Source organism: Ornithinibacillus californiensis (assembly GCF_001038485.1).
Classification (GTDB): domain Bacteria; phylum Bacillota; class Bacilli; order Bacillales; family Amphibacillaceae; genus Ornithinibacillus; species Ornithinibacillus californiensis.
On sequence record NZ_LDUE01000050.1, the window covers coordinates 135,645 to 160,816 of the forward strand.

At 36.6% G+C, this 25,172-nt stretch carries 22 protein-coding genes and 1 other annotated feature; of the genes, 7 read left to right on the forward strand and 15 right to left on the reverse strand.

What is annotated here, in order from left to right; all coding sequences use genetic code 11:
- Positions 1-224: 224 nt before the first annotated feature.
- Positions 225-980, forward strand: a complete 756-nt coding sequence (locus TE34_RS12310; protein WP_047985114.1) for an SDR family oxidoreductase — start codon at positions 225-227, stop codon at positions 978-980.
- 54 nt (positions 981-1,034) lie between these two features.
- Here the strand turns inward: TE34_RS12310 and tyrS are convergent, their stop codons facing one another.
- Entirely contained in the window at positions 1,035-2,306 is a 1,272-nt protein-coding gene (gene tyrS, locus TE34_RS12315) for a tyrosine--tRNA ligase (RefSeq protein ID WP_047985115.1), read from the reverse strand.
- Between the two features lie 57 nt (positions 2,307-2,363).
- Positions 2,364-2,582, reverse strand: a binding site (T-box leader).
- Between the two features lie 121 nt (positions 2,583-2,703).
- Between tyrS and TE34_RS12320 the strand changes: the two genes are divergently transcribed.
- The 4 genes from TE34_RS12320 (at position 2,704) to TE34_RS12335 (ending at position 8,230) form a co-directional block, all read left to right on the forward strand.
- Entirely contained in the window at positions 2,704-5,670 is a 2,967-nt protein-coding gene (locus tag TE34_RS12320; protein ID WP_047985116.1) for a transglycosylase domain-containing protein, read from the forward strand.
- A 105-nt stretch (positions 5,671-5,775) separates the two neighbouring features.
- Positions 5,776-6,429, forward strand: coding sequence for a GNAT family N-acetyltransferase (locus TE34_RS12325; protein WP_047985117.1), 654 nt, complete (start codon positions 5,776-5,778; stop codon positions 6,427-6,429).
- On the forward strand, positions 6,429-7,079 hold the full coding sequence (locus tag TE34_RS12330; protein ID WP_047985118.1) for an acetoin utilization AcuB family protein: 651 nt from the start codon (positions 6,429-6,431) through the stop codon (positions 7,077-7,079). Before TE34_RS12325 ends, TE34_RS12330 begins: the two co-directional genes overlap by 1 nt.
- Positions 7,076-8,230, forward strand: a complete 1,155-nt coding sequence (locus TE34_RS12335; protein WP_047985119.1) for an acetoin utilization protein AcuC — start codon at positions 7,076-7,078, stop codon at positions 8,228-8,230. The genes TE34_RS12330 and TE34_RS12335 overlap by 4 nt, the downstream gene beginning before the upstream one ends.
- 15 nt (positions 8,231-8,245) lie before the next feature.
- On the opposite strand, the gene motS is transcribed toward TE34_RS12335, so the two are convergent.
- The 4 genes from motS to TE34_RS12355 form a co-directional block, all read right to left on the reverse strand.
- A complete protein-coding gene (gene motS / locus TE34_RS12340) occupies positions 8,246-9,037 on the reverse strand; it encodes a flagellar motor protein MotS (protein ID WP_047985120.1) in 792 nt (263 codons plus the stop codon).
- Positions 9,027-9,851: a flagellar motor protein MotP gene (gene motP, locus TE34_RS12345; RefSeq protein ID WP_047985121.1), complete on the reverse strand. Its 825-nt coding sequence runs from the start codon at positions 9,849-9,851 to the stop codon at positions 9,027-9,029. The genes motS and motP overlap by 11 nt, the downstream gene beginning before the upstream one ends.
- A gap of 60 nt (positions 9,852-9,911) precedes the next feature.
- On the reverse strand, positions 9,912-10,907 hold the full coding sequence (gene ccpA, locus TE34_RS12350) for a catabolite control protein A (protein WP_047985122.1): 996 nt from the start codon (positions 10,905-10,907) through the stop codon (positions 9,912-9,914).
- 127 nt (positions 10,908-11,034) lie between these two features.
- A complete protein-coding gene (locus TE34_RS12355) occupies positions 11,035-12,111 on the reverse strand; it encodes a bifunctional 3-deoxy-7-phosphoheptulonate synthase/chorismate mutase (RefSeq protein WP_047985123.1) in 1,077 nt (358 codons plus the stop codon).
- 172 nt (positions 12,112-12,283) lie between these two features.
- Between TE34_RS12355 and TE34_RS12360 the strand changes: the two genes are divergently transcribed.
- The gene (locus tag TE34_RS12360) at positions 12,284-14,413 is read left to right on the forward strand and encodes a cell division protein FtsA (RefSeq protein WP_047985124.1); all 2,130 of its coding nucleotides are present in this window, start codon (positions 12,284-12,286) and stop codon (positions 14,411-14,413) included.
- 54 nt (positions 14,414-14,467) lie between these two features.
- Here TE34_RS12360 and TE34_RS12365 read toward each other — a convergent pair whose 3' ends face one another.
- From TE34_RS12365 to TE34_RS12400, 8 genes are all read right to left on the reverse strand, one after another.
- Positions 14,468-14,848: a YtxH domain-containing protein gene (locus TE34_RS12365; protein ID WP_047985125.1), complete on the reverse strand. Its 381-nt coding sequence runs from the start codon at positions 14,846-14,848 to the stop codon at positions 14,468-14,470.
- Positions 14,849-14,863: 15 nt separating this feature from the next.
- The gene (locus TE34_RS12370) at positions 14,864-15,265 is read right to left on the reverse strand and encodes a DUF948 domain-containing protein (protein WP_047985126.1); all 402 of its coding nucleotides are present in this window, start codon (positions 15,263-15,265) and stop codon (positions 14,864-14,866) included.
- 301 nt (positions 15,266-15,566) lie between these two features.
- A complete protein-coding gene (gene murC, locus TE34_RS12375; protein ID WP_047985127.1) occupies positions 15,567-16,883 on the reverse strand; it encodes a UDP-N-acetylmuramate--L-alanine ligase in 1,317 nt (438 codons plus the stop codon).
- A 156-nt stretch (positions 16,884-17,039) separates the two neighbouring features.
- Positions 17,040-18,167 (reverse strand): nicotinate phosphoribosyltransferase, encoded by a 1,128-nt coding sequence (locus tag TE34_RS12380; RefSeq protein ID WP_047985128.1) that lies wholly within the window; start codon positions 18,165-18,167, stop codon positions 17,040-17,042.
- Between the two features lie 81 nt (positions 18,168-18,248).
- Positions 18,249-20,471 (reverse strand): DNA translocase FtsK, encoded by a 2,223-nt coding sequence (locus TE34_RS12385; protein ID WP_047985129.1) that lies wholly within the window; start codon positions 20,469-20,471, stop codon positions 18,249-18,251.
- 180 nt (positions 20,472-20,651) lie between these two features.
- Complete coding sequence (ytpR, locus tag TE34_RS12390; RefSeq protein WP_047985130.1) at positions 20,652-21,263, reverse strand: YtpR family tRNA-binding protein; 612 nt, start codon at positions 21,261-21,263, stop codon at positions 20,652-20,654.
- A gap of 16 nt (positions 21,264-21,279) precedes the next feature.
- Positions 21,280-22,092, reverse strand: a complete 813-nt coding sequence (locus tag TE34_RS12395; RefSeq protein ID WP_047985131.1) for a DUF1444 domain-containing protein — start codon at positions 22,090-22,092, stop codon at positions 21,280-21,282.
- 140 nt (positions 22,093-22,232) lie between these two features.
- Positions 22,233-22,745, reverse strand: coding sequence for a hypothetical protein (locus TE34_RS12400; RefSeq protein ID WP_047985132.1), 513 nt, complete (start codon positions 22,743-22,745; stop codon positions 22,233-22,235).
- Positions 22,746-22,900: 155 nt separating this feature from the next.
- On the opposite strand from TE34_RS12400, the gene TE34_RS12405 reads away from it, so the two are divergent.
- Positions 22,901-23,341 carry a YtoQ family protein gene (locus TE34_RS12405; protein WP_047985133.1) on the forward strand — a complete coding sequence of 147 codons (441 nt, stop codon included), beginning with the start codon at positions 22,901-22,903 and terminating at the stop codon, positions 23,339-23,341.
- 19 nt (positions 23,342-23,360) lie between these two features.
- Here the strand turns inward: TE34_RS12405 and TE34_RS12410 are convergent, their stop codons facing one another.
- Together TE34_RS12410 and TE34_RS12415 are read right to left on the reverse strand one after the other, a co-directional pair.
- Entirely contained in the window at positions 23,361-23,867 is a 507-nt protein-coding gene (locus TE34_RS12410; protein ID WP_047985134.1) for a DUF84 family protein, read from the reverse strand.
- A gap of 81 nt (positions 23,868-23,948) precedes the next feature.
- Positions 23,949-25,013, reverse strand: a complete 1,065-nt coding sequence (locus tag TE34_RS12415; RefSeq protein ID WP_047985135.1) for a M42 family metallopeptidase — start codon at positions 25,011-25,013, stop codon at positions 23,949-23,951.
- Positions 25,014-25,172: the final 159 nt, after the last annotated feature.

Genomic DNA, 25,172 nt, shown 5'->3' on the forward strand with positions numbered 1-25,172 from the left:
AACCTTTAGTGACTAATAATTAGTAATAAATAGATAATCTTACCCTTTCCTATGGGGAAGTCTGTCTATTTTTAGCCTTTATTATCATTTCAGGGATGCTAGGTGTGGAGTTATAAAATTCCAGAGACTAAGCAGACCTCTAAGGTTCTGCTTATTTTTATGCGAAGAACATACATCTCCATAACCCATATCGGTTTCCCTATAAATAAATTGGGGGTAAACATATGTCTTATAATGAAAACAAAATTGCAGTTATTACAGGAGCGAGTAATCCTAAAGATATCGGAACAGCTATCTGTAAAAAATTAGCTACACAAGGTTCTAATATTTTCTTTACTCATTGGAATTCCAATGAAGATTGGATAAAGAACTTCCAACAAGAAATTATAAGAATGGGTGTTCTTTGTGAACAAATAAATATTGATTTAACCGATGCAAGTGCAGCAGTTACTATACTTGATACTGTAACCAAAACATTAGGTACTCCTTCTATTTTAGTAAATAATGCTGCCCATTCTACTAGAGATGGTTATATGCTACTCGATGCTAAAACATTAGATGACCATTATGCGGTTAATATGAGATCAACTTTTCTTCTTTGTGTTGAATTTGCTCGCCTACTTAAGGGTGCTGACTTAAACTCTGGAAGAATAATTAATATGACTTCAGGACAAGATTTAGGTCCTATGGCTGAAGAGCTCTCCTATGCGGCAACTAAGGGTGCTATTTCTGCCTTTACAAGGTCATTGGCACAAGAACTTGCAACATTAGGAATAACAGTTAATGCAGTGAATCCAGGGCCAACCGATTCCACCTGGATGAATGATGATATTAGAGATCATCTATTACCCAAATTTCCAATGGGCCGTATTGGGACACCAGAGGATGTGGCACGAGTTATTGCTTTTTTAGCAAGTGAAGAAGCAGGTTGGATAACTGGACAAATTATCCATTCTGAAGGTGGATTTATGCGCGGATAATTAATTATATATACAAAAGCTGCTTATGGGAAAATCCCATATGCAGCTTTTATTTTATTTATATCTAATTAAGAAGTACTTCTTCTTCCCTCTTCGAATAATAGTAAACTTTCCTTCAATACGATCAGCTTCTGATACAACATAATTTAGATCTTGTTCTCTTTCTCCATTGATGTATACAGCACCATTTGTAATATCTTCCCTAGCTTGGCGTTTAGAGGAAGATATATTAGCATTCACTAATAAATCAACTAAACTTATATCTTCTTGGTCTGCTTGGAACGTTGGCACATCCTTAAAGCCTTGTTCAATCTCATCTGCTGATAATGATTTTAATTCCCCGCTAAACAATGACGCTGAAATCTTTTGTGCTTGTTCTACTGCTTCCTGGCTATGAACCATTCTAGTTACTTCTTCAGCAAGTCTTGTATGTGCAACACGCTTTTCAGGATGATTTTCTACTTCGTTTTCGAGTTCAGCAAGCTCACCCTCACTCAAGAAAGTAAAGTAACGTAAAAACTTCATCACATCTCGGTCATCTGTATTAATCCAGAATTGGTAAAATTCATATGGACTTGTTTTATCAGCATCTAACCAAACTGCGTTACCAGCCGATTTACCAAACTTTGTTCCATCTGCTTTTGTGATTAAAGGAACCGTAAGACCAAATACCTTTACTTCTTCTTCCTCATTTTCTCTTGCCCGACGAATTAATTCCATACCAGCTGTGATATTCCCCCACTGGTCACTACCACCAATTTGAAGGGTGCAATTCTCTTGTGTAAATAACTTTTGGAAATCAAGTGATTGCAGGATCATGTAGCTAAACTCTGTGAAAGAGATCCCTTGTTCAATTCGAGCAGATACAGATTCTTTTGCTAACATGTAGTTCACACCGAAATGTTTTCCAGCATCACGCAAGAAATCAATAATAGTCATACTGCCTAACCACTCATAGTTATTCCGAACAACAACTGGATTTTCATCCTGATCTACTTCAAGCACTTTTGAAATTTGTTTTCTCAGGGCGTCACTAAACCCTTTTACAACTTCCTCTGTATTTAACGAACGCTCTGAAGAACGACCACTTGGGTCCCCAATCATACCAGTTCCACCACCAACTAGAGCAATCGGCTTATGACCTGCTTTTTGGAATCGTTTTAACATCATTAATGGAACTAAGTGTCCAATGTGTAAACTATCCGCTGTTGGGTCAAATCCACAGTACAATGTCACTTCATTTTCAGATAAGTGTTTTTCTAGACCTTCTCTGTCGGTTACTTGATTAATTAAACCCCTTTTTTCTAAATCCTCTAAAATATGCATCTAAATCACACTCCAACTTTATTCTTGTAAAACAAAAAAACCCATTCCTTATAAATAATAAGGGACGAGTTTAAACACGCGGTACCACCCTTGTTGCAAGATAAACTTGCCACTTTGGTCTTGTTAACGATGGTTTCACCGTCCTAATTTCACCAGTAGGCTAATTAAGATTGCTCCAGAATTGTAATTCGTATGCAAATGTATACTGGTTTACACCAACCACCAGCTCTCTACAATAGGGATTTGCTATACTACTAGTTCCTTCAATGCGTTAATATATAGTATTACACATATCATATTAAATAAAATTAAAAAAAGCAATCTTTTACTAATTTACTGTACCTACTTTTCTAGTGACTATGCTATAATTATGCTTGGAATAATAGGAGGTTTTATCGTGGATTTTAAACAATTTATCCAAGAACTTGGAACCAAAGTAAAAACGGTCTGGAGCACTGGGAAAATTCAACGTGCATCCCGAATTACATATGATGTTGTTTGGAACGTAATATTATTTTTTATCGTAATAGGGATCGTTGGGATGTTTTTTGGTGTAGGTATAGGTTTCGGATACTTTGCTTCACTAGTGAAAGACGAACCAATCCGTCCATATGAAAGTATGGAAAAAGATATCTATAACTATGAAGAAACATCGAAATTATATTTTGCAGGTGATGTTTATATTGGTGACATCCAATCAGATCTGCATCGTGAAGAAACAAAGTTAGAAGATATTTCTGAAACATTAATTGATGCAGTAATCGCTACCGAAGATGAAACTTTTAATGAGCATAATGGTATTGTACCAAAAGCCATTATCCGTGCATTAGTTCAGGAGTTTACGAATTCTGAAATGAAGTCTGGTGGTAGTACATTAACACAGCAATTAATTAAGAATCAAATTCTAACTAACGAAGTTTCATTTGAACGTAAAGCTAAGGAAATATTACTAGCCATGCGTTTAGAACAATTTTTTGAAAAAGATCAAATTTTAGAGGCATACTTAAATATCATTCCGTACGGCCGTGGTGCTAATGGTAGAAATATTGCCGGAGTACAAACAGCTGCCCAAGAGATTTTTGGGATTGATGCAGATGAAGTTAATTTACCACAGGCTGCTTTTTTAGCAGGTCTACCGCAAAGTCCATCATACTACACACCATATAAAAGTGGTGGTGGATTGAAGAATTCGGAGGGACTAGAACCGGGTATTAACCGTATGAAAACGGTATTGAGCCGTATGTATGAATTAGAAAAAATTAACGAAGAAGACTATAATGCTGCATTGGAATATGATATTGTTGCAGACTTTATTACCGAATCAGAAACTCCATTGGAAAAATACCCTTACTTGACAGTTGAATTGGAAAAAAGAGCAAAGGAAATACTTATGTATTACCTTGCTGAGAAGGATGGGTATACGAAAGAAGATTTGCAAGCTGATGACGAGCTTCTAGGGAAATATCAAATATTAGCAAAACGAGATATACGTAGAAATGGTTATAACATCCATTCTACTATCGATAAGGAAATATATGATGCCTTTCAAGTAGTGGCACAAAATTTCCAAAATTATGGCCCTGATTGGACTGGAAGTATAACGGATCCAACAACGGGAGAGGTAATTGAAAGACAGCGGGTAGAAGCAAGTGCTGTTTTAATTGAAAATTCAACAGGTAGAATTATTAGTTTCCTAGGAGGCCGTGGATTTAGCCTTGATAATCAGTTGAATTTTGCTACCGATGCAAAACGTTCTAACGGTAGTACAATGAAGCCAATTTTAGTTTATGCCCCTGCAATGGAAAAAGGTATAGTCCAGCCAGGAACACCAGTTGCAGATGTTGAAACTTCTTGGCGGACAGGCGATGGTAAAAATTATACGCCTGGAAACTTTGATGAGAGATTTCATGGAATATTACCTGTTAGAGAACATTTAGTCCATTCGTATAATGTTCCTGCAATAAAAATATATACCCAGTTCAATCAAGATAATCCAGTTGACCAATATTTACGTAAGATGGGAATTACTTCACTTGGTGACGCCGAGTACGCCAATCCCGCACTTGCAATAGGTGGTACTTCAACTGGTATAACGATAGAAGAAAATACTAATGCATTCGTCACTCTGGCAAATGGCGGTAAGTTTGTAGATGCCTATATGATCGATAAAATTACCAACCAGGAAGGTGAGGTAATTTATGAACATAAGAGTGAATCTGTAGATGTCTTCTCACCTCAGACTAGTTATTTAACGCTTGATATTATGCGAGATGTAGTATCCCGAGGTTCAGCAGCTTACCTCCCTGGTCAGTTAAAATACAAAAACGTAGACTGGGCTGGAAAGACTGGTACTTCACAATTTACACATGATGTGCACTTTGTTGGAACAAATCCAAATGTAACAATGGGTGCATGGCTAGGATACAGAATAGGTCAATCATTAGTATGTAACAGCTGTATGCACCATACGAACCGGAATATAGACTTATGGGCAGAACTTATAAATGCTGCTTCAGATATTAGACCTGAATTAGTAGCACCATCAGAATCGTTCCAACGTCCTGAAGGAATTGTTTCTAGAAGTATTTGTGCTACTTCAGGAATGCTACCAAGTGACTTATGTACAGAGGCAGGGTTGGTATCTAGTGATATATTCAATATTAACTTTGTACCGACACAAGTTGATGATAGTTTAATTCAAGGATCTTATGTCTTAGTAGACGGAAAGGCTGTATTAGCTGGACCTAACACACCAAAAGAGTTTGTTCAAGATGATGGAATATCCTTTAATCCGGAATGGATAATTAGAAATGAATACGACAAGCTTAAAGATATAACACAGCTATACCCTTCCTTCCGTCGAGAGGCTTGGGAGAAAATTAGCTTCCCGAATATCGAAGGACAACAAGCAATAGTAGAAGATGATGGAGCTGCACCAAGCACTCCAACTGCACTTAATAATAACGGAAATAGACTTACATGGGTTGCTTCTACTAGTAAGGATGTAATTGGCTACAGAGTATATCGAGCTAGTGAGCCAGGAAGTGCATTTGAATTAATTGGCAATTCTACTGGAACTGAATTCTCATTACCTTCTAATAAAGGAGTATACCATGTTAAAGCCGTGGATTACTTTGGATTAGAATCCTCCGCTTCTCCTGAAATAATCATTGGTGATTTTTCAGAACCTGAAGAACCTGAAGAGCCTGAAGAAGATCCAGGTGATCAAGAGGAACCAGATACACCAGAAGAACCAGATCCTGACGAAGAAGATGAAGATGAGGATGAACCTGCATCTGGTGAGGACAATGATAATGGTAATGGTGGAGGAAATGGTAATGGTAACGGCAATGGTAATGACTAAGAAGAGGCAAAATGCCTCTTCTTTTTTTTATCAATAAAAAGACTAAAAATTACAACGATAATCCTGTATAATGATACTAACACTAAAATTGAGTGGTGAAACTAAATGGAACATATAAAAACATACAATAAAATAGAGCACCCTGTGATAGATGGCACTTTAATTATCGAAGGGCCAATTCCATCATCTGAGATGAATAAATATAATTTCCACTCTGAGCTAACCTCTTTTCGTCCTGCAGCAAAACAATTCCAAGCATTATTGGGTATTGCTGATTTACCTGAAGGACGAATAATTGTTGCTAGAAAAAATGATACGATTGTCGGATATGTGACCTATTTACACCCTGATCCACTTGAAAGATGGTCAACCTTTCAAATGAAGAATTTAATAGAGTTAGGCGCAATTGAAGTTATACCTGCTTATCGTGGTAATAAAGTAGCCTCTGCCCTATTAAAGGCTTCTATGATGGACCCTTTCATGGAAAACTATATCATTATTTCCACTGAATATTATTGGCACTGGGATTTAAAGGGGACAAATCTAAGTGTATGGGAATATCGTAAAGTAATGGAGAAAATGATGGCATCAGGAAATCTTTTACCCGCCCCAACAGATGACCCTGAAATAATCTCACATCCAGCAAACTGTTTAATGGTACGAATTGGGACAAATGTGGATGAAGATTCTATAAAACAATTTGACTCATTAAGATTTTTAAAACGTCAGCAATTTAGAGAGCTTAGGGAGGGACTATAATGCATGTTGAAGATATAATGAATCGTAATGTCATTACATTAGGATCCACAGATACAATAGCAAAAGCACATCAATTATTAGTAGATCATAAAATTAGACATATACCGATAGTAGATGAAGATTATTATATAGTTGGGATTGTTTCCGATCGAGATATTCGTGATGCTAGTCCATCAATTTTCACAACTGATACGGATAAAAGTGTTTTAGATAAACAAATTTCTACTATTATGAGTAGCCCTGTCTTGACAGCACACCCATTAGATTTTGTGGAGGAAGTTGCACGAATATTTTATGACCGTGAAATTGCTTGTTTACCCGTGGTGAGTAATGAGAAACTAGTTGGTGTTATAACAGAGAAAGACTTACTATATACTCTCATTCAACTAACTGGAACCCATGTCCAAGGTTCCCACATTGAGGTGAAAGTTCCTCATAAACCAGGAATCTTACCTGAGGTTGCGTCAGTATTTGGGAATCATGGAGTAAATATTTCTTCCGTCTTAATTTATCCTTATAAGAACAATCCTGAATATAAAATATTAGTTTTCCGAGTTCAGACGATGAATCCACAACCAATCATACGAGATTTGAGAAGTAGTGGTTATGAACTTATGTGGCCCAATAATATACCGGAGCCTAGACTATGAGTCAACACATGAAATTTGTTTTTGATCAATCATTACTAAACTATCACTTTCATGACAATCACCCTTTTAACCAGATACGCTTGATTTTAACAAAGGAGTTATTAGAGGCATCTAACCAACTATTACCAGAGCAAATTATTACACCACGGTCTGCAACAGATGAGGAAATTGCACTCATTCACGATCCTATGTACATTCATGCTGTCAAATCCGCAGAACAATCACCTATTGAGAGATTAACCAGGTTCGGATTGGGGACAGAGGATACTCCACTTTTCCCCAATATGCATGAAGCATCCTCGCAGATTGTTGGTGCAACACTAACAGCAGTAGATGCTGTTCTAAAAAATGGAGCTACACAGGCTGTTAATTTTGCAGGGGGGCTTCATCACGGCTTTAAAAATAGGGCTTCAGGGTTTTGTATCTATAATGACGCCGCTATAGCTATTAAGTATATACGTGAATTCTTCGGACTAAAAGTACTATATGTTGATACAGATGCCCATCACGGTGATGGTGTGCAAGAAGCTTTCTATGATGATCCAAACGTATGCACCTTTTCCATTCATGAAACAGGTAGATATCTTTTTCCTGGAACGGGAAATGTAAATGAAAGAGGAATTAAAGAAGGCCATGGTTACAGCTTTAACTTACCGATTGACGCTTTTACACAAGACGAATCGTTTATATCCATTTATGAAACCGCTTTACGAGAAATTGCTGAGTTTTTTCAGCCGGATATTATTGTCACACAAAATGGTGCAGATTCTCACTTTTTTGACCCGTTAACCCATTTATGTGGTTCTATGGCAATCTATGAAAAAATCCCAGAAACAGCTTTGGAGATTAGTAAGCGATATTGTCATGGAAGATGGATTGCGCTTGGGGGTGGCGGCTATGATATATGGCGAGTAGTACCACGAGCATGGGCTCAAGTCTGGAATATAATGAAAGATGAAAAGCCCCAAAACGGTGTACTACCTAATGAATGGATTAATAAGTGGCAAAAAGATGCACCCACTACTTTACCACTTACTTGGCATGATTCTGAAGAGATCATACCAGCCATCCCAAGAAAAATAGAAATCGAAGAAAAAAATCAGTATACACTAAAGAGTCTACTTAAATATACCCAAGTTAAAAGGAGTTGAATAATTTCAACTCCTTTAGTCTACTTTATAATCTTCATCTAGAATGACTATCTCCACTCTTCTATTTTTACTTCGATTACTAGAATTTTCGTTTGGCACAATTGGTTTCGTATCACTATAGCCTGTAATCGAGAATCTCTCTTCTTTCAGATTATTCTCTGCTACTAGAAACCTAACGACACTACTAGCTCTAGCACCAGATAACTCCCAGTTTGAAGGATATCGGTAACTAGACATTGGAACATTATCTGTGTGTCCCTCAACTTTGATATCATTAGATATTCGTGAAAGTAAATTTCCAACCTTCATTAGGAATGGCAAAGCTGACGGCAAAATATCCGCTTCACCTGGATCAAACAGAATACTATCCTGCAGAACTAACTCGACTCCTCGTTCGGTCCGAGTAGCTGAAACCACATGGTTTAGTTCATGTTCATCTAAGTAGCTCTCAACTTCATCCATCAAATTATCTAACGAGTCATCTGTTTGAACGGAAGTAGTATCCGTTTCAGTCTCCCTTTCTTCCTCAGTCTCTACTGGTAACTCGAATTCATTCGTACTCTGTCCCCGTTCTTCTGTACTAGTATTTTCAGTAGGATTATCCATTGGAACTGGAGATGGAAAGAAGTCAAATATCATCCTATTTCGAAACGATTCAGAAATTGCTTGAAATTTTGTCGCATCAATTTGGGACATAGAGAATAATAGAATGAAAAAAACAAGAATCAATGTGACCATATCGGAGTACGTAACCATCCATTTTGGTGCACCTTTTTTGATTTTATTTCTCCCTTCTCTACGCTTCATTTAGGCCCTCCCCCACGAATGATGAACCCTCTTCTACTGTCTCTTTAGATTTTGTATCTTCTGATAGAAACGCACCTAGTTTTTCTTCTAAGATTCGTGGATTTTGACCAGATTGTACGCCAATGACACCTTCAATGATAATTTGTTTGATAAATACTTCTTCTTCTGTCTTATTCTCTAACTTACTCGTCATAGGAATAAATACTAAATTAGCAAGAACAGTACCGTACAAGGTAGTTAAAAGTGCCACCGCCATACTTGGTCCTAATGTTGCTGGATCGGTTAAGTTATTCAGCATTAGCACAAGACCAATCAATGTACCAATCATCCCCCAAGCTGGAGCGTACTCACCACATTTCTCAACAATCATTCTTCCACGGAAGTGACGTTCTTCCATAGCCGTGATTTCGGCATTCATTATATCTTGAATTACTTCTGGTTCAATACCGTCAACAGCTAAGAGAATACCCTTTTTAATAAATGGCTCATTTACTTCATCTAGCTCATTTTCTAGAGCTAGTATTCCTTCTCTTCTAGCACGTTCGGAAAGTCGAATAAATAGATTAATTAACTCTGGCAGTTGACGTTCGTTTTGATGAAAGGATTCTTTAATGACTCTACCGGTTAATTTAATTTGATTAACATTAAAGTTTATAAGTAAGGAACCAACTACTCCACCAATGACGATAAGAATAGATGCAAGATCAAGAAAGGAAACAAAGCCTTCTGTTCCGGCATTTGAAAGTATTGCCCCCATTATCATGATAAAACCTATGGTAATGCCGATAGGAGTTAATAAATCTCGTTTTCTCATATTCCCTCTCCCCAACTTCTGCTACATAAAATCGCTTTATTGTTTATATCGACATTATTTTTATTTTGTTGAGTTTCTTTCAACAAGACGGTGTGGTAATACAACTTTTTTCTCATCCACGTCTTCTTTGTTCATATACTTCGTTAATAGGCGCATAGCAACAGCCCCTATATCGTACATTGGTTGAACAACAGTTGATAGCGTAGGTCGAACCATTGTAGCCAATCTCGTATTATCAAAACCAAATACTTCGATATCATTTGGAACATGAAGTCCTAGATCCTGAGCACCGTGAATTGCACCTAATGCAATAGCATCGGAAGCACCAAATACTGCTGTTGGCTTATCAGGAAGGCTCATAAACTTCTCTATTGCCTTCATCCCTGAGTTATATGTATAGTCACCATGAATAATATAGTCCTCTACTACTGGAATAGAAGCCTCTTTTAAAGCACGTAAATACCCCTGATATTTCAATTGGTTAATGGTATATACTTCTTTTCCTGAAATAAAAGCAACCTTCTTATTTCCTTTTTCTATTAAAAATTTCGTTGCCTCATATCCAGCAGCTTCATAGTCAATATTAACAGACGGATTAGAATCTGATTCATCCGATGTTGCTGCCAAAACGACAGGTACGGAAGCTGTAGAGAACTGTTGGATATGTTCTTCAGTAATATTCCCGCCCATGAAAATAATACCATCAACCTGCTTTTCAAGCATTGTATTAATTAATTGCAGTTCTTTATCCTTATTTTGATCCGAGTTACTTAGGATGATATTATATTTATACATCGTAGCAATATCTTCAATCCCCCGAGCTAGCTCTGCAAAAAATATACTAGAAATATCGGGAATAATTGCACCTACGGTTGTAGTTTTCTTGCTTGCTAGTCCTCTTGCTACTGCATTAGGACGATATCCTAGCCGTTCAATTGTAGCTAATACCTTTTTTCTAGTTGTTGGTTTAACATTTGGATTACCATTAACAACACGGGACACGGTTGCCATCGATACATTTGCTTCTCTTGCTACATCATATATTGTTACTGTCATTTCCTTTACCTCCTAGTTCCGTCCAATCGACACAAATCTTCTTTTCATTATCATACTCTACCATGAAAAAAAACACAAAAAATTTATCAAAAAAGCAAGGGCTTGACCCTACCTGAATCAAACCCTTTTAGCTAATCGTCTTAACATATTTAGAAAGCTCTTGTAAAAAGTTTTCAAACATTGGGATATCCATTTGTTGGGCTGAATCAGATAATGCAACAGCTGGATCTGGATGTACCTCAGCCATAATGCCGTCCGCACCGATTGCAAGTGCTGCTTTTGCAGTAGGAATGAGTAAATCCCTTCTACCTGTTGAATGTGTTACATCAACCATGACAGGTAAATGAGTTTCCTGTTTTAATATTGGTACAGCGGATATATCTAACGTATTTCTTGTCGCCGTCTCATATGTGCGTATACCACGCTCACAAAGGATAATGTTACCATTACCACGAGAGATAATATATTCAGCAGCATTAATAAATTCTGATATTGTTGCCGATAACCCTCGTTTCAGCAATACAGGCTTATCTACCTCCCCTGCTGCTTTTAATAATTCAAAGTTCTGCATATTTCTTGCTCCAATTTGAATGACATCCACAAATTCAAGCGCTGTTTCAATATGAGCAGGGTTAACAATTTCACTTATTACTGCTAAATCGAATTCATCTGCTACTTTTCGAAGGATTTGTAACCCCTCAATACCTAAGCCTTGAAAATCATAAGGGGAAGTCCTCGGTTTGAATGCTCCACCACGGAACAGTTTGATTCCATTTGCTTGTACGGCTTTAGCCACTTCTCTTACTTGCTCGTAACTTTCAACAGCACATGGTCCCATGACAAAGTGAGTATTTCCATTCCCTATTTTTTCACCTTTAATATCAATAATGGTGTTATCCGGTTTACGCTTGCGGGAAACCAATAGCTCTTTCCGATGGTCAACTTCGATTAATTCTAATCCTGCCTTAAAAATTTCTTTAAAGATATGTTCAATCGTAGAATTATCAAATGGACCATTATTATGCTGGATAAGTTGATCTAGCATTTCTCTTTCTCTTACTGGATCAAATCGCTTAATTCCTTGTTTGTTTTTAATTTGACCAATCTGTTTTACGATAGCTGCTCGCAAATTCACAAGTTCAAGTATTTGTAAATTCACATCGTCTAGGCGATTCCTTAATTGGTCCAACTCATTGTAAGTCATCTATAAAGCCTCCTGAAAGGAATACTACTATTTCTACATAATGTGACACAATTATAGCTAATAATTTTCTCTTTGTCATCTTTAAGTTTATAATAATAAAGAGATAAACTGACATTACTTACCTAAAATTTAGTAGTTGCCTAAGCTTTTCACTTATAGGGGGAAATACATAATGAAGGACGATCACATATTTGCTTTAGATATTGGAACTCGTTCAGTAACTGGAATCATATTAGAAAAAGCGGGTAAAATGTACCGACTAATTGATTACTGTGTGAAGGAACATCAAGTAAGATCTATGCTCGATGGTCAAATTCACCATGTAGAAGAAGTAACAAGAGTGATACGGGATGTTAAAGAAACACTTGAGAAAGAGCATGGGCCTCTGAATCGTGTTTGTGTTGCTGCTGCTGGAAGATCGCTAAAGACAATAACTTCCACCGCTAGACTAGAATTAAATCAAAAACCTATTACTGATAGAGAAACCATCAAGCATTTAGAATTAAGTGCCGTACATGCAGCACAGAACAAACTTGCCGCAGAAGAAAATCATAACTACGCAAATTACTATTGTGTGGGTTATTCCGTGCTTTACTATCAAATTGACCAAAACAAAATAGGGTCCCTCATTGACCAAAGTGGACTAGAAGCATCTGTTGAAATCATCGCAACTTTTTTACCGAAAGTAGTAGTAGAATCACTCATCTCTGCTCTAACTAGAGCAAATTTAGAAATGGATGCTTTAACGCTTGAGCCAATTGCTGCAATTCAAGTGTTAATTCCTGAATCGATGAGGAGGCTAAATGTTGCTCTTGTCGACATTGGTGCTGGAACTAGTGATATTGCAATAACAAACGCTGGGACAGTAGTTGCGTACGGGATGGTTCCAATTGCGGGTGATGAGATTACAGAATCCGTGAGTGACAAATATTTATTAGATTTTCCTTTAGCAGAGGAAACGAAAAGAAAAATCGTTATTGAAGGACAAGCTACCGTAGCAGATATCTTAGGATTTGAATCAACTATTAGCTATGAAGAATTAATAAAAGACATAGACGAAAGTATAGACAAACTTGCATCGTCCATTGCCGAGGAAATACTTGTATTAAACGGTACACAACCAAAGGCTGTTATGTTAGTTGGAGGCGGAAGCCAAACACCTGACTTCACGAATCGATTAGCTAGTAAATTACAACTACCAACAAACCGAGTTGCTATACGTGATATTGATGCAATTCATGTACTTGAGAAAACGGAAAACCTACCAAAAGGACCTGATTATGTAACTCCTATTGGTATTGCAATTGCTGCAAAACAAAATCCAATTCATTATATTTCCATCAAAGTGAACGAAAGAACCATTCGAATGTTTGAAATGAAGGAATTATCCATTGGTGATTGCTTAGTTCACGCTGGGATAGAAATTAATAAACTATATGGAAAGCCAGGAATAGCTTCCATTATTACTCTAAATGGAAAACAAATCACATTACCAGGTGAGTTTGGAAAAGCTCCTACTATCCTTTTAAATAATCAGGAAGCTACAGTTGATACAGCTGTTCAAAACGGTGATTTCATTGAAATAAAAAAAGGCATGGATGGTAAACACCCTGAAATAAGGATAGAAGAACTAATCGGTTACATTCCACCTGTGAAAATCCTATATAATAATAATCCTTTTGAATTAAAGTCGGCTTATTTTGTGAATAATATGAAACAACATATCGACTATTTGGTTCAGGATCGAGATGTAATCGAAGTACGTACACCAAGAACGTTACAAGACTTTTTCACGATAGTTAGCACCGAAAAAATACCTGACGATGCACAATATGAAGTATTTGTTAATAACCAAAAAATCAGCTTTACACTAGCAGAAACACAAATCTTAGTAAACGAGAAGCCAGTTACTTTACACTACAAGCTAAAAGAAAATGACCGGTTAACTGTTTCACCTAAAAATACCCCAACGGTGGCCATGTTATTAAAACAAATGAATAAAAAGTATTATCATCAATTAAAGGTAACATTTAATTCTGAATCAGTAATCATGAAACAACCTCAACTAACTATAAAACGTAAGGATAAGGTTTTAGAGTTAGATGAGATCATTTATCATAACGACCAAATTACGATTGAGGATAAAATTATAGAACCATTCATTTTTCAAGATGCATTTCGATATGTAGATATAGATTTAACGAATGCTAATGGAAGGTTTATGTTGATGAAAAACAATGAGCCTACTACTTTTTATGAACCAATAATGGATGGAGATCGTTTATCTATAGTCTGGGATTAAGAAAAAGGATGTCTTGCAAAGTATTTAACCTTTTGCAAGACATCCTTTATTATATTAATTCTGTTCTTCTGTATTCTCTTCATTTACTTCATCTGTGTTTTCTTCTTTAGCACTCTTATCACGGATGTCTTGAATTTTAGACTGCACATTTGAAGTGATTTCTTTCGTTTTCCCCTTCAATTCGGACCCTTTTTCGGAAGCAACTTCCTTCCATTCTTGCCCTTTTGCTTGTGCAATATCTTTCCATTCTAGACCTTTTGCTTGTGCAACATCTTTCCACTCTGAAGCACGGTCACGAACTTGCACTGTACCTTGATTGATATCCCCCCGTAGTTCTTTACCTGACTTAGGGGCGAATAACAACGCTAATCCTGCACCAACTGCTGCTCCGATAACTGCACCTACAACAAAATCTTTGCCACTATTTTCTGCCATGATAATTCCTCCCTATTATTTTCTCTTTTTTATTAAATCCATTAAAGCTGCTCCCCATGTTACTGCTTGTGACGCCTTATCTTGATTATCAGCTGCAGCTCTAGAAACACTGGAAGAAAATTGTCTTAAAGTTTGATTAAAATCATGAACAGTTTCCCCAATTCCTTTTACACCATCAAATAAGCCATCTAATTTAGCTGTTTTTTTAGTAACATCTTCTGCGAGAGCATTAGTTTTGTGTAATAATTCCGTTGTTTCCGATGTAATTCCTTGCATTTGTTTTTCAAGGCCTTCTAATGTATTTGCTACATTATTAAGTGTACGCGTTGATGCTTTTAGTGTCATTGCCAAATATATTACTAGCACCGCAAAAGCAACTGCAGCAATTAATGCAGCAATATATAACAATATCTCCATTCAATGATCATCCTTTCATGATAAGATATACGCCAAATGCATGTGCTTGTACTTATTAGAGATTCCCCTATTATTCGACATCTAAACATTGGCACTAGATTTACTCTCTATTTTAGTATATCTCCATTATAGGCTTTTCTATCATAAAATTCGAATGATTTGTAGTAGAAATTTCAAATAGATGCATATTTTTCCTATAACTAATCGAAAACACTACAAATACCACCAAGAGAATTAGTATGTATAGATGTAAAAGGGGTCTGTTACAACAGTAACAGACCCCTAAGTTAGTTGAAATATTTTATGCATTTTCGGCTTTTTTAGGAGTTAATGACTCCTCATAAGCTTTTTGAAACTTTTGAATATCTCCAGCGCCCATAAAAATTAGCACACTAGTTTCATGTTTCGCTAACTTTTCAACTTCTTCTAACTCTAAGATCGAGCTAGATGGTATTAGTTTTTCCAAATCCTGAATGGTTAATTGACCACTTTCTTCCCTTGCAGAAGCAAAGATCTCACATAGATAAACTTCATCAGCATCATTTAAACTATCTGCGAATTCTTGTAAGAATGTTTTTGTTCTAGTAAAGGTATGCGGCTGAAAGATAGCGACTATCTCTCTATCAGGATATTTCTTACGTGCAGATTCAATTGTAGCTGTAATCTCTCTTGGATGATGTGCGTAATCATCAATAATAATTTGGTCATGAACTCTCTTTTCTGTAAATCGACGTTTAACACCTTTAAATGAGTGAAGGTGCTTCATTGATTCCGCTTCCATGCCTTCATAATGGCAAATTGCGATCACAGCTAATGAATTTAATACATGATGATTACCATACATCGGAATGGTAAACGTATCATAGTAAGTATTGCGCACAAATACATCAAATTCTGTTCCTTGCTCCGTTTCTTTTACATTTTGGGCTTGGAAATCATTTGATGCTGAGAATCCATAATACACTACTGGAACTTTGGCTTGAATCTGCTGTAATTTTTCATCATCACCACAAGCAATAATTCCCTTTTTTACTTTATCAGCCATAGATTGAAATGCATCAAACACATCATTGATACTAGAGAAGTAATCTGGGTGATCAAAGTCAATGTTAGTCATTATGGCATAATCAGGCTCGTAGCTAAGGAAATGTCTTCGATACTCACAGGCTTCAAACACGAAGTAATTACTATCTACATGACCTCTCCCGGTTCCATCTCCTATTAAATAAGAAATTGGATACTCCATATCTAACACATGTGCAAGCAAGCCTGTTGTCGAGGTTTTACCGTGAGCTCCAGTAACAGCGATACTTGTATACTGTTTTAGCCATTCTCCAAGGAATTCATGGTAACGGTAATATACTAGTCCTTTACGCTTTGCCTCTTGAATCTCAACATGGTCATCAGAGAATGCATTTCCAGCAATAATTGTTAAATCATCTGTTATATTTTCTTTTGAAAAAGGATAGATCGTTATGTTTTTCGCTTCAAGAGCATCCTGGGTAAAAAATCTTTTTTCTACATCTGAGCCTTGCACTTTTTCTCCAGAGTCATGGAGAATTTGAGCTAATGCACTCATTCCAGTACCCTTAATACCAATAAAATGGTAAGTTGTCATAAAAAAGAACCTCCAACTATATGTGTGAGAAAAACACGGAATGTGCTTGCCTTTCCGACCAATAGCACAAAGCGGCTTACTCTTAATTTAATTCTAATAACATTAAGTTATTATAACAAATCTCAATAGGTATTAAAATAGTAATTTGGTTGTGTCCTACTCAGCAGTAACTAATTCAGCTTTTCGATACTCCACTTTTTCTAATCTTGGATTTGGACGGTACCTGCGTCCGTCCTTTGCTTCTGGAGCTCCATTCAGAAGCACATTATCGCCAGTAAAACCAATATCAAGCTGTAACAGACTCCTACCTATTCCATAGGTATTTACTGGGACACCTAAAGATTCGAAATATCTTATTTTTTCTTCGGTGAAACCACCTGTAACTACAATTTCAACATGGTCAAATCCATTTTCATCTAGTGCTTTACGTAATGCAAACACTAACTCGGGATTGACACCTCTAGGGTCAAAAGTTCCCATTACATGATGATTTCTAAGAAAATATTTATCCACTAATGTTTTAGATGTATCTAAACGAACACCTTTTAGTTTTTCACCAAATGTACGCGCAACCTTCAATGAATCCGTAATTACATCATTATTGTAATCGACTAAGGCTACTAGATCATCCTCTGGATATACTTCATGGTAAGCTTTAGTTGCTGCGACAACATCACCTTTAAACATTTGAATCATTGCATGTGGCATCGTACCCATGCCCTCTTTTCCCCACCATTCATTCATGGCATGAGTAGCTTGAGCAGTTGATCCCCCAATAAAGGCCGCATAACCATCGCCAGCTTGAGTTGTATAATGGTCATCACGGTCTCCCATAAAAATAACCGGTTTTTGCTTACCAGACGTCCTTGCCGCTTTTACAACATTATATACATTTGTTGCTATGGATGTTCTTCTAGCTAAAATCCCATCAATAATACCTTCTAAATATCCAAATTCTTGGTATGGACCAGAGATGGTCAACACTGTTTCAAACGGGCTAATTTTATCCCCATCTTTAAGTGAATGTATTTCCAGAAGTTCTGGGTGATCAGCAAAAGTATGCACAAGTGCGATCGCTTCGTCAGTTCCACAAAGGACTGCATCATTCTTTTGAAAAAACTGCATGGTTACATGATTGTTTGGTAGCTTTTTCTCAACAATTTCTTTCGTCTTTAGAAAATATACAGCCGAGAACCAGCCCTCTTTAATACGCTTATCAAACTTAAATGTTTTATTAGTTAACCGTTCAATTTGTCCATTTAGTTTTTGTTCTATCTCTTTCATTTTATTCTCCTTATTATATATATTCCCTATTTCATCTTATATCTAGCCATTTTTTAAAACAAGTAGTTGGTACTTTGATATTTAGGATAATAGTTCTTCTAATTCAGCTTTTGTAATTAAAACATCTCTAGGCTTACTACCATTTTGACCAGATATAATACCTTTATTTTCTAATGTATCAATTAATCTAGCTGCTCGATTGTATCCAATCTTAAAGTGGCGCTGTAATAGAGATGTACTTGCACTACTTTGATTAAAAACGAACTGAAGTGCTTCGGTTAAGAGCTCGTCTTCCTCTTCGTCCGCTTCAAACTGCCTTAGCAATGTTTCCTGTTCAAATAGATAATTAGGTTTTGCAATGGAACTTACGTAGTTAGTTACACGATGAATTTCCTCATCAGATACAAAAGGTCCTTGAAGTCGAACACTTTTCCCTGCACCGTTCTCAACAAACAGCATATCACCTTTACCTAAAAGCTTTTCAGCCCCACCCGTATCTATGATAGTTCTAGAATCTATCTGTGAAGAAACACTAAAAGCAATTCTAGTAGGAATATTTGCTTTAATAAGTCCTGTTAAGACATCAACAGATGGGCGTTGTGTTGCAAGTAGTAAATGTATACCACAAGCTCGTGCTTTTTGTGCAATTCTACTAATGGCATCCTCTACATCTTGAGGTGATACCATCATGAGGTCAGCTAATTCGTCAATGACAACGATAATAAAAGGCATTTTTTCATGGGTACGATTTTGATTTAAGATTTTTTGGTTGTATCGTTCAATATCGCGTACACCTTCTTGAACAAATTTCTCATATCGTTCTTCCATCTCATTAACAGCCCATTTCAAGGCAGCTGTAGCTGCTTTGACATCAGTAATTACTGGAGAAACAAGATGCGGTATACCATTATAAGGTGCCAATTCTACCATCTTTGGATCAATCAGTAAGAATTTCACATCCTCGTGATGAGCTTTATATATTAAACTTAGTAGAATTGTATTGATACATACACTCTTTCCAGACCCCGTTGCACCAGCTATTAAGCCGTGTGGCATTTTTTGAATGTTTGTCACGACAGGCACACCTTCAATATTCAAACCTAAAGCAATAGTAAGTGGTGAACTACTATTCGAAAATGAATCTGAGCCAATTATCTCTTGAAGTCCTACTATTTGAGAAGAAGGATTCGGAACTTCAATTCCAATCGTGTTCTTCCCAGGAATTGGTGCTTCGATTCGAATATCTTTAGCAGACATATTCAGCTTTAAGTCATCACTAAGATTTTTCACCTTGCTAACTTTAACACCTAGTTCAGGTTGTACTTCAAATCTAGTAACTGCAGGGCCTTGTGTTGCATTCACAACACGCGCACGAACATGGAAGTGTTTTAACGTTTGTTCTAATAATTGTTGTTGATCTAAGATCCATTGGTCATTTAGATTACTCTTTGGTACAGGATCATTTAAGAGATGCCTTGGAACTGTTGTATCCTTTGTACCAGCATCAGAGGATATCTTCTCTATCCTTGCTGGTTCTTTTTGCTCAGAACTCTTATGTAGAATTTTTTGTTTATCCGCTGGTGTCATCATGACATTATAGGGGATATTATTTTGTTTTTTGTAATCTGCTCTTGTCTTCGGAGTAGTGGTTGACTGTTTTGTGTTAAGCTGTACGATATCTTCCTCAGATGGTTTCTGTTCAGAGGGATGTACCTGTGTTACTTCATTAGTTGTTTCCACATTATTTAACACTTTCGTATTCTCAACCACTGCTGATTCAACAGGATCGATCTCAGAAGGAGTAGATTCTAGATTACTAGATTTCAATAATTCATTTTCCTCACTCAAATTTGCCTTTGTTATTGTGTGAGTCGATTCAACCTTTTCTATCCTTTGCTGTTTACGTAAATAAGCTGGTACAGAACCTACGCCCTTTTCAGGTGTCCTGTTACGAAAACCATAAATTGGTGAAGGGACATCTGTCCTTTCAAATGGTCTTTTTCTTTCCGTAGAAGTCTGACTTGGCTCCACTTGCTCCATGGTTGGTTGTTTAGGAAGTGATTGCCTATTCCCTTTACGAAGATATGCTGGCGTGTCAATATCAAGACTCGGCCTTCCAATCTCTTTCTTCTGTTCCGTTACCTGTGGAATATGGTACGAATTATTATATGGATACTGATAAACTATCCTTGTTTTAATATCCTTGTGAGATTCTTGACTTTGTTGTTGAAATTCTTGATAGTCTTCTTCATCTACTTCTTTCCAAATGAAATTTTCTAACTTTTTCTTCCACTTATCCCACATAGTATTCACTCATTTCTTTCTGTTCCTTTATTGATTTTATAATTTTCATGTCTATCTTGCTGTTCCTATATACTCACACAGTAGTGACTTTTGGTAAGCCCTCTACAAAGCATTACGTAACAAAGGATTAACAAATATTGAAAAAGCAACCCAGTTTAAAAAAACACAGGTTGCTTTCTATTATACAGGAAAAGCTTCGCCAACTGTATAAGAATCATCTAATACATAGATTCCTTTTTCTTGTGGAGCATTTGGTAAGCCTAGTTCTTTCTGCGAACAAATCATTCCTATGGATGGTACTCCCCTAAGCTCAGTTGGTTTTATTCGTAAACCACTAGGCATCGTTGCACCGACCTTAGCTACTACAACCTTCTGCCCTTGATCAACATTCGGTGCACCACAAACAATTTGTAGCACCTTTCCTTCTCCTACATCTACTTTACAAACACTTAACTTATCAGCATTCTCATGCTGCTCTTTTTCCATAACATATCCGACCACAAATTTAGGACTAAGATCAAAATCAAGTGAATCCTCCAATTGATTTTCTTTAAAAAGTTTCTTAATAACGTCGAGTAATTCCTTGTTAAGTTCTATTTTTCCAGTCTTTGTTAAGTCTAAGTGTTTTGATGCATCAAAAATATTGTATCCTAATACTTTTTGATCACTACTATTCATAATCTTTGTTATTGGTCCGTATGTTTCACGGTTAACCTCATAACGATCAGTTGCATCTTCTAACGGGATGATTAAAACATCACCAATTCCAGTAGGATTATAAAAAACGTCCATTAAACTCACTCTTTCCTTATTTATTTTCTTTTTCAGGTCTATTTTTAGCTAGAACAAATATCGGTGTCAACTTATTATCTTCATATATAAATGGCAATGAGGTAATAGGAATCCTACCTTCCGCAAAGAACTTCATCGTCATTTGGGCAAGAATATCATAACCCGTTTTATTTCGAATATCCGCCATGATAAGTACGTCTTGATGTGGGACAGCTGCAGTCAGCTCCCCTTTGCTTTTAGATTTAATACTTTCTAACAATGAATCATTTAATAGACGACTAGCATCGTAACCGTCTTGTTTCGCAAAAAAGTAAAAATCATTATCAGCAACTGTATCTACTTTATAATTATTTTCCAATGATCTTAGATTAAACGTAGCTATCTCATCCACTTGTTTCAGTGTCCAACCATCTTTATCTAACATCACCTGGTCAATTAAGCGATAGGACTTTCCTAAGTCCAAAGCATAAAAGATTCTTGTCTCGGCTGTATGATCCTTATAAATAAGTTCATTACCTGACTTCGCCTTGGTTGGGAATGAAGTGGCACGAATGACTGGGAAAATATTTTTCTCCATTCCTGCCAACTGATACGCCTGATTCATAATTCGTAGTGATTCCGTTATATGTTCAACTATTTCATCTATCGCTTGGTCACCACGTTGATTGTATTTACCAATGATATTTGGAAGTTTAATCGTAACACCTTGTTTTGAGTCTTTCCACTCCACACGTAGAGAATCCTTCTCTCTACTATATGTTGTACTAAAATTAGAATCTGACAGCCTTTCTTCTAAAATCTTTTTCATTTTAAGACTTGTCATTTTCATAAAAAAGCCCCCTACTATTCTTTGGCAACTTGGCTTCTCATTGCCTTTATCCTCTAATGATAGCTATGATTGGTTTTAGGTTCAACTATTTCACTCTTTAATATCATGACAAAAGCTAGCAACTAAGTGCTAGCTTGATTCTACTTTACTATAGATAAAGCCATCTTCATGAGGTTTTCTGAGTCAGTAATAACTTCACCTTTTGTCGTATAGGTGGTTACCTTAACCCCTCCAACACCAACTTGAATTTCATATTCTTCGTCCTTACCTTCAGGAAGTAAGCGAATATATCCAAACTTCTCATCATCTGTAAACGTCTCAAGTAGTACTGCATCATCCGTTTTCGCAGCATTAAAATTCAACTGGCTAAGGTCATCTTCTAATGTATTATAAAAGACAATTAGCGTCTGATCACCATACTCTATTATTGCATTAAAGTTATCAACTTCTTCAACTTCCATAGGATTTGGTAGATAGAAGGTGAAGTGTTCGCCCTGATAATTATCTTCTGGTATATCCTCACTGAAAAAAGTTTTTTCCGCAGTTACACCAGCTTGGATCATTACCGATTCTTCAGATCTATAACTAAATATACTAATAATAATGATAAAAAGTATTAACAAGGCGCTAACTATATATGATGTTCTAGACATATTCTGTTTTTCCCCCTACTTTAGACCTATATATTCTTCTTTAATCTTACTACTAAATCAAGATATTTCAAGTAGAAAACAGTTGTTCTCTTTTCATTTGCTCTCTAATTCGATACTATTAAATTACCATATCCATTCTTAGGAGGTAAATTTAAATGGAACTTATCGTATATTTAGCCGGTCAAATTCACGATAATTGGCGTGAAGAAATTGTTAATAAAGCTAGGGATAAAAAGCTGCTATTAAAATTTGTTGGACCACAAACAAACCATGATCGTTCAGACGATATCGGTGAAGCTGTATTAGGTAAACAGCCGAGTAATTATTATAAAGATGATGCTGCATCAAGTATTAATAATTTCCGGACTCAAGTTTTAATGCAAAAATCCGATGTTGTTATTGCATTGTTCGGAGAGAAATATAAGCAGTGGAATACAGCAATGGATGCTAGTACTGCAATTGCATTGAATAAACCAACAATAATCATTCGTCCTGAAAATTTAATTCACCCACTAAAGGAATTATCTAATAAGGCGAACGTAACTGTTGAAACAGTAGATCAGGCGATTGAAGTACTATCCTATATTTATGAATAAATGGAGGGGGAGTCCCCTCCTATTTTCTACCCCAATATTCCCACTGGCCTTTTAATAGTGTAACCACCTGAGCAAACATTTCTTGTCGAGATAGGCGATCATTTGTAAATATCCCGATTGCTCCCTCTTTCTTTGATACCTCATTTCTCTTTGCATATTGATCCATAATATTCCCAAGTTCTATTCCTTTTTTTAATTCTTCCTCAATTTCCTTTGGTAATAGAACCCTGGCTCCACTTGCAGCAAAGACTTCCTTCTCAGGCGTAACTAAAGCACCCCAGTTACATAAGTAGAGCTTATCAGCAACATACATTACGCCACCTTCCAAGCCGATTCCTACAGTATCTCTATCAATCTCTGCACATTGCTTTGCCCGATTAATTGCACCTTGCATTGTTTCCTCATCAGAAAACGGTTGTGCGGATACTTGAGAAGGTACATCTACTCCTGATACATCCAGACCAGAGAAGACATCCTGAACCGCATAAACTTTTGTTTGATTCTTAGACCCTACAATAATTTTCATATGTTAACTCCTTCACAGAGGGACAGTCCCTCCTATATGATAAAAAAACAGCCGCTCAAGAAAAGAGCAGCTGTTTATCGATTACTGTTTACGAATCATATCTACTGCATTTTGATCCGTTGATTTTACTAATTTAACTAATAGCTCTTTTGCTGCCGCATAATCATCTACATGAATAATGGATGCTGATGTATGAATGTATCTGGAACATATACCAACTACTGCAGATGGTACACCATTACCTGATAGATGAACACTACCTGCATCCGTTCCACCTTGAGAAATGAAGTATTGATATGGAATATTATTTGATTCTGCTGTGTCTAATACAAATTCTCTCATGCCACGATGGGTAATCATCGAACGATCAAAGATACGTAGCAATGCTCCTTTACCTAGCTGTCCGAATTCACTATCGCTACCAGTAATATCATTTGCTGGTGAGGCATCTAATGCATAAAAGATATCTGGGTTAATCATATTAGCAGCAACTTTTGCTCCTCTTAATCCTACCTCTTCTTGGACAGTAGCCCCAGAGAATAATTGATTCGGTAACGTTTCATTTTGTAATTCCTTTAATAGTTCAATAGATAGACCACAACCATAACGATTATCCCATGCTTTTGCTAAGATTTTCTTTTCATTTGCCATTGGTGTGAATGGGCTAACTGGAACAATGGTTTGACCCGGCTTAATACCGATTTTTTCTGCATCTTCTTTGTCATCTGCACCGATATCAATCAGCATATTTTTCATATCCATTGGTTTTTTTCGTTGTTCTTCCGTTAAGTTATGTGGAGGAATAGAGCTAATAACCCCTATAACCGGACCATTATCGGTCATGATTTGCACACGCTGCGCTAGTAATACTTGACTCCACCAGCCACCTAATGTCTGGAAGCGAATAAGTCCTTTTTTGGTTATCTGTGTAACCATAAATCCAACTTCATCCATATGTCCTGCTACCATAACACGAGGGCCTGTTCCTTTTTTAACACCAAACACGCCACCCAGATTATCCTGAATGATCTCGTCTGAATACTTTTCAAGTTCACTTTTCATAAATGCACGTACTGGGTGTTCATTTCCAGGTGCACCTTGTAATTCGGTTAAGGTTCTAAATAGTTCCAATGTTTCCTTATTCATATGTAACCCTCCATCTTCTAAGCTTACTCTTAAGTATAACGAAAGGTCTCGATTGTTTCCACAATTCTTGCATCTCACATTTATATTTTCTATTTTCCTTTTTTTACGGTATACTAAAAATTAGATTAATGATAAAAAGAAAATGTTAATGCATGAGGT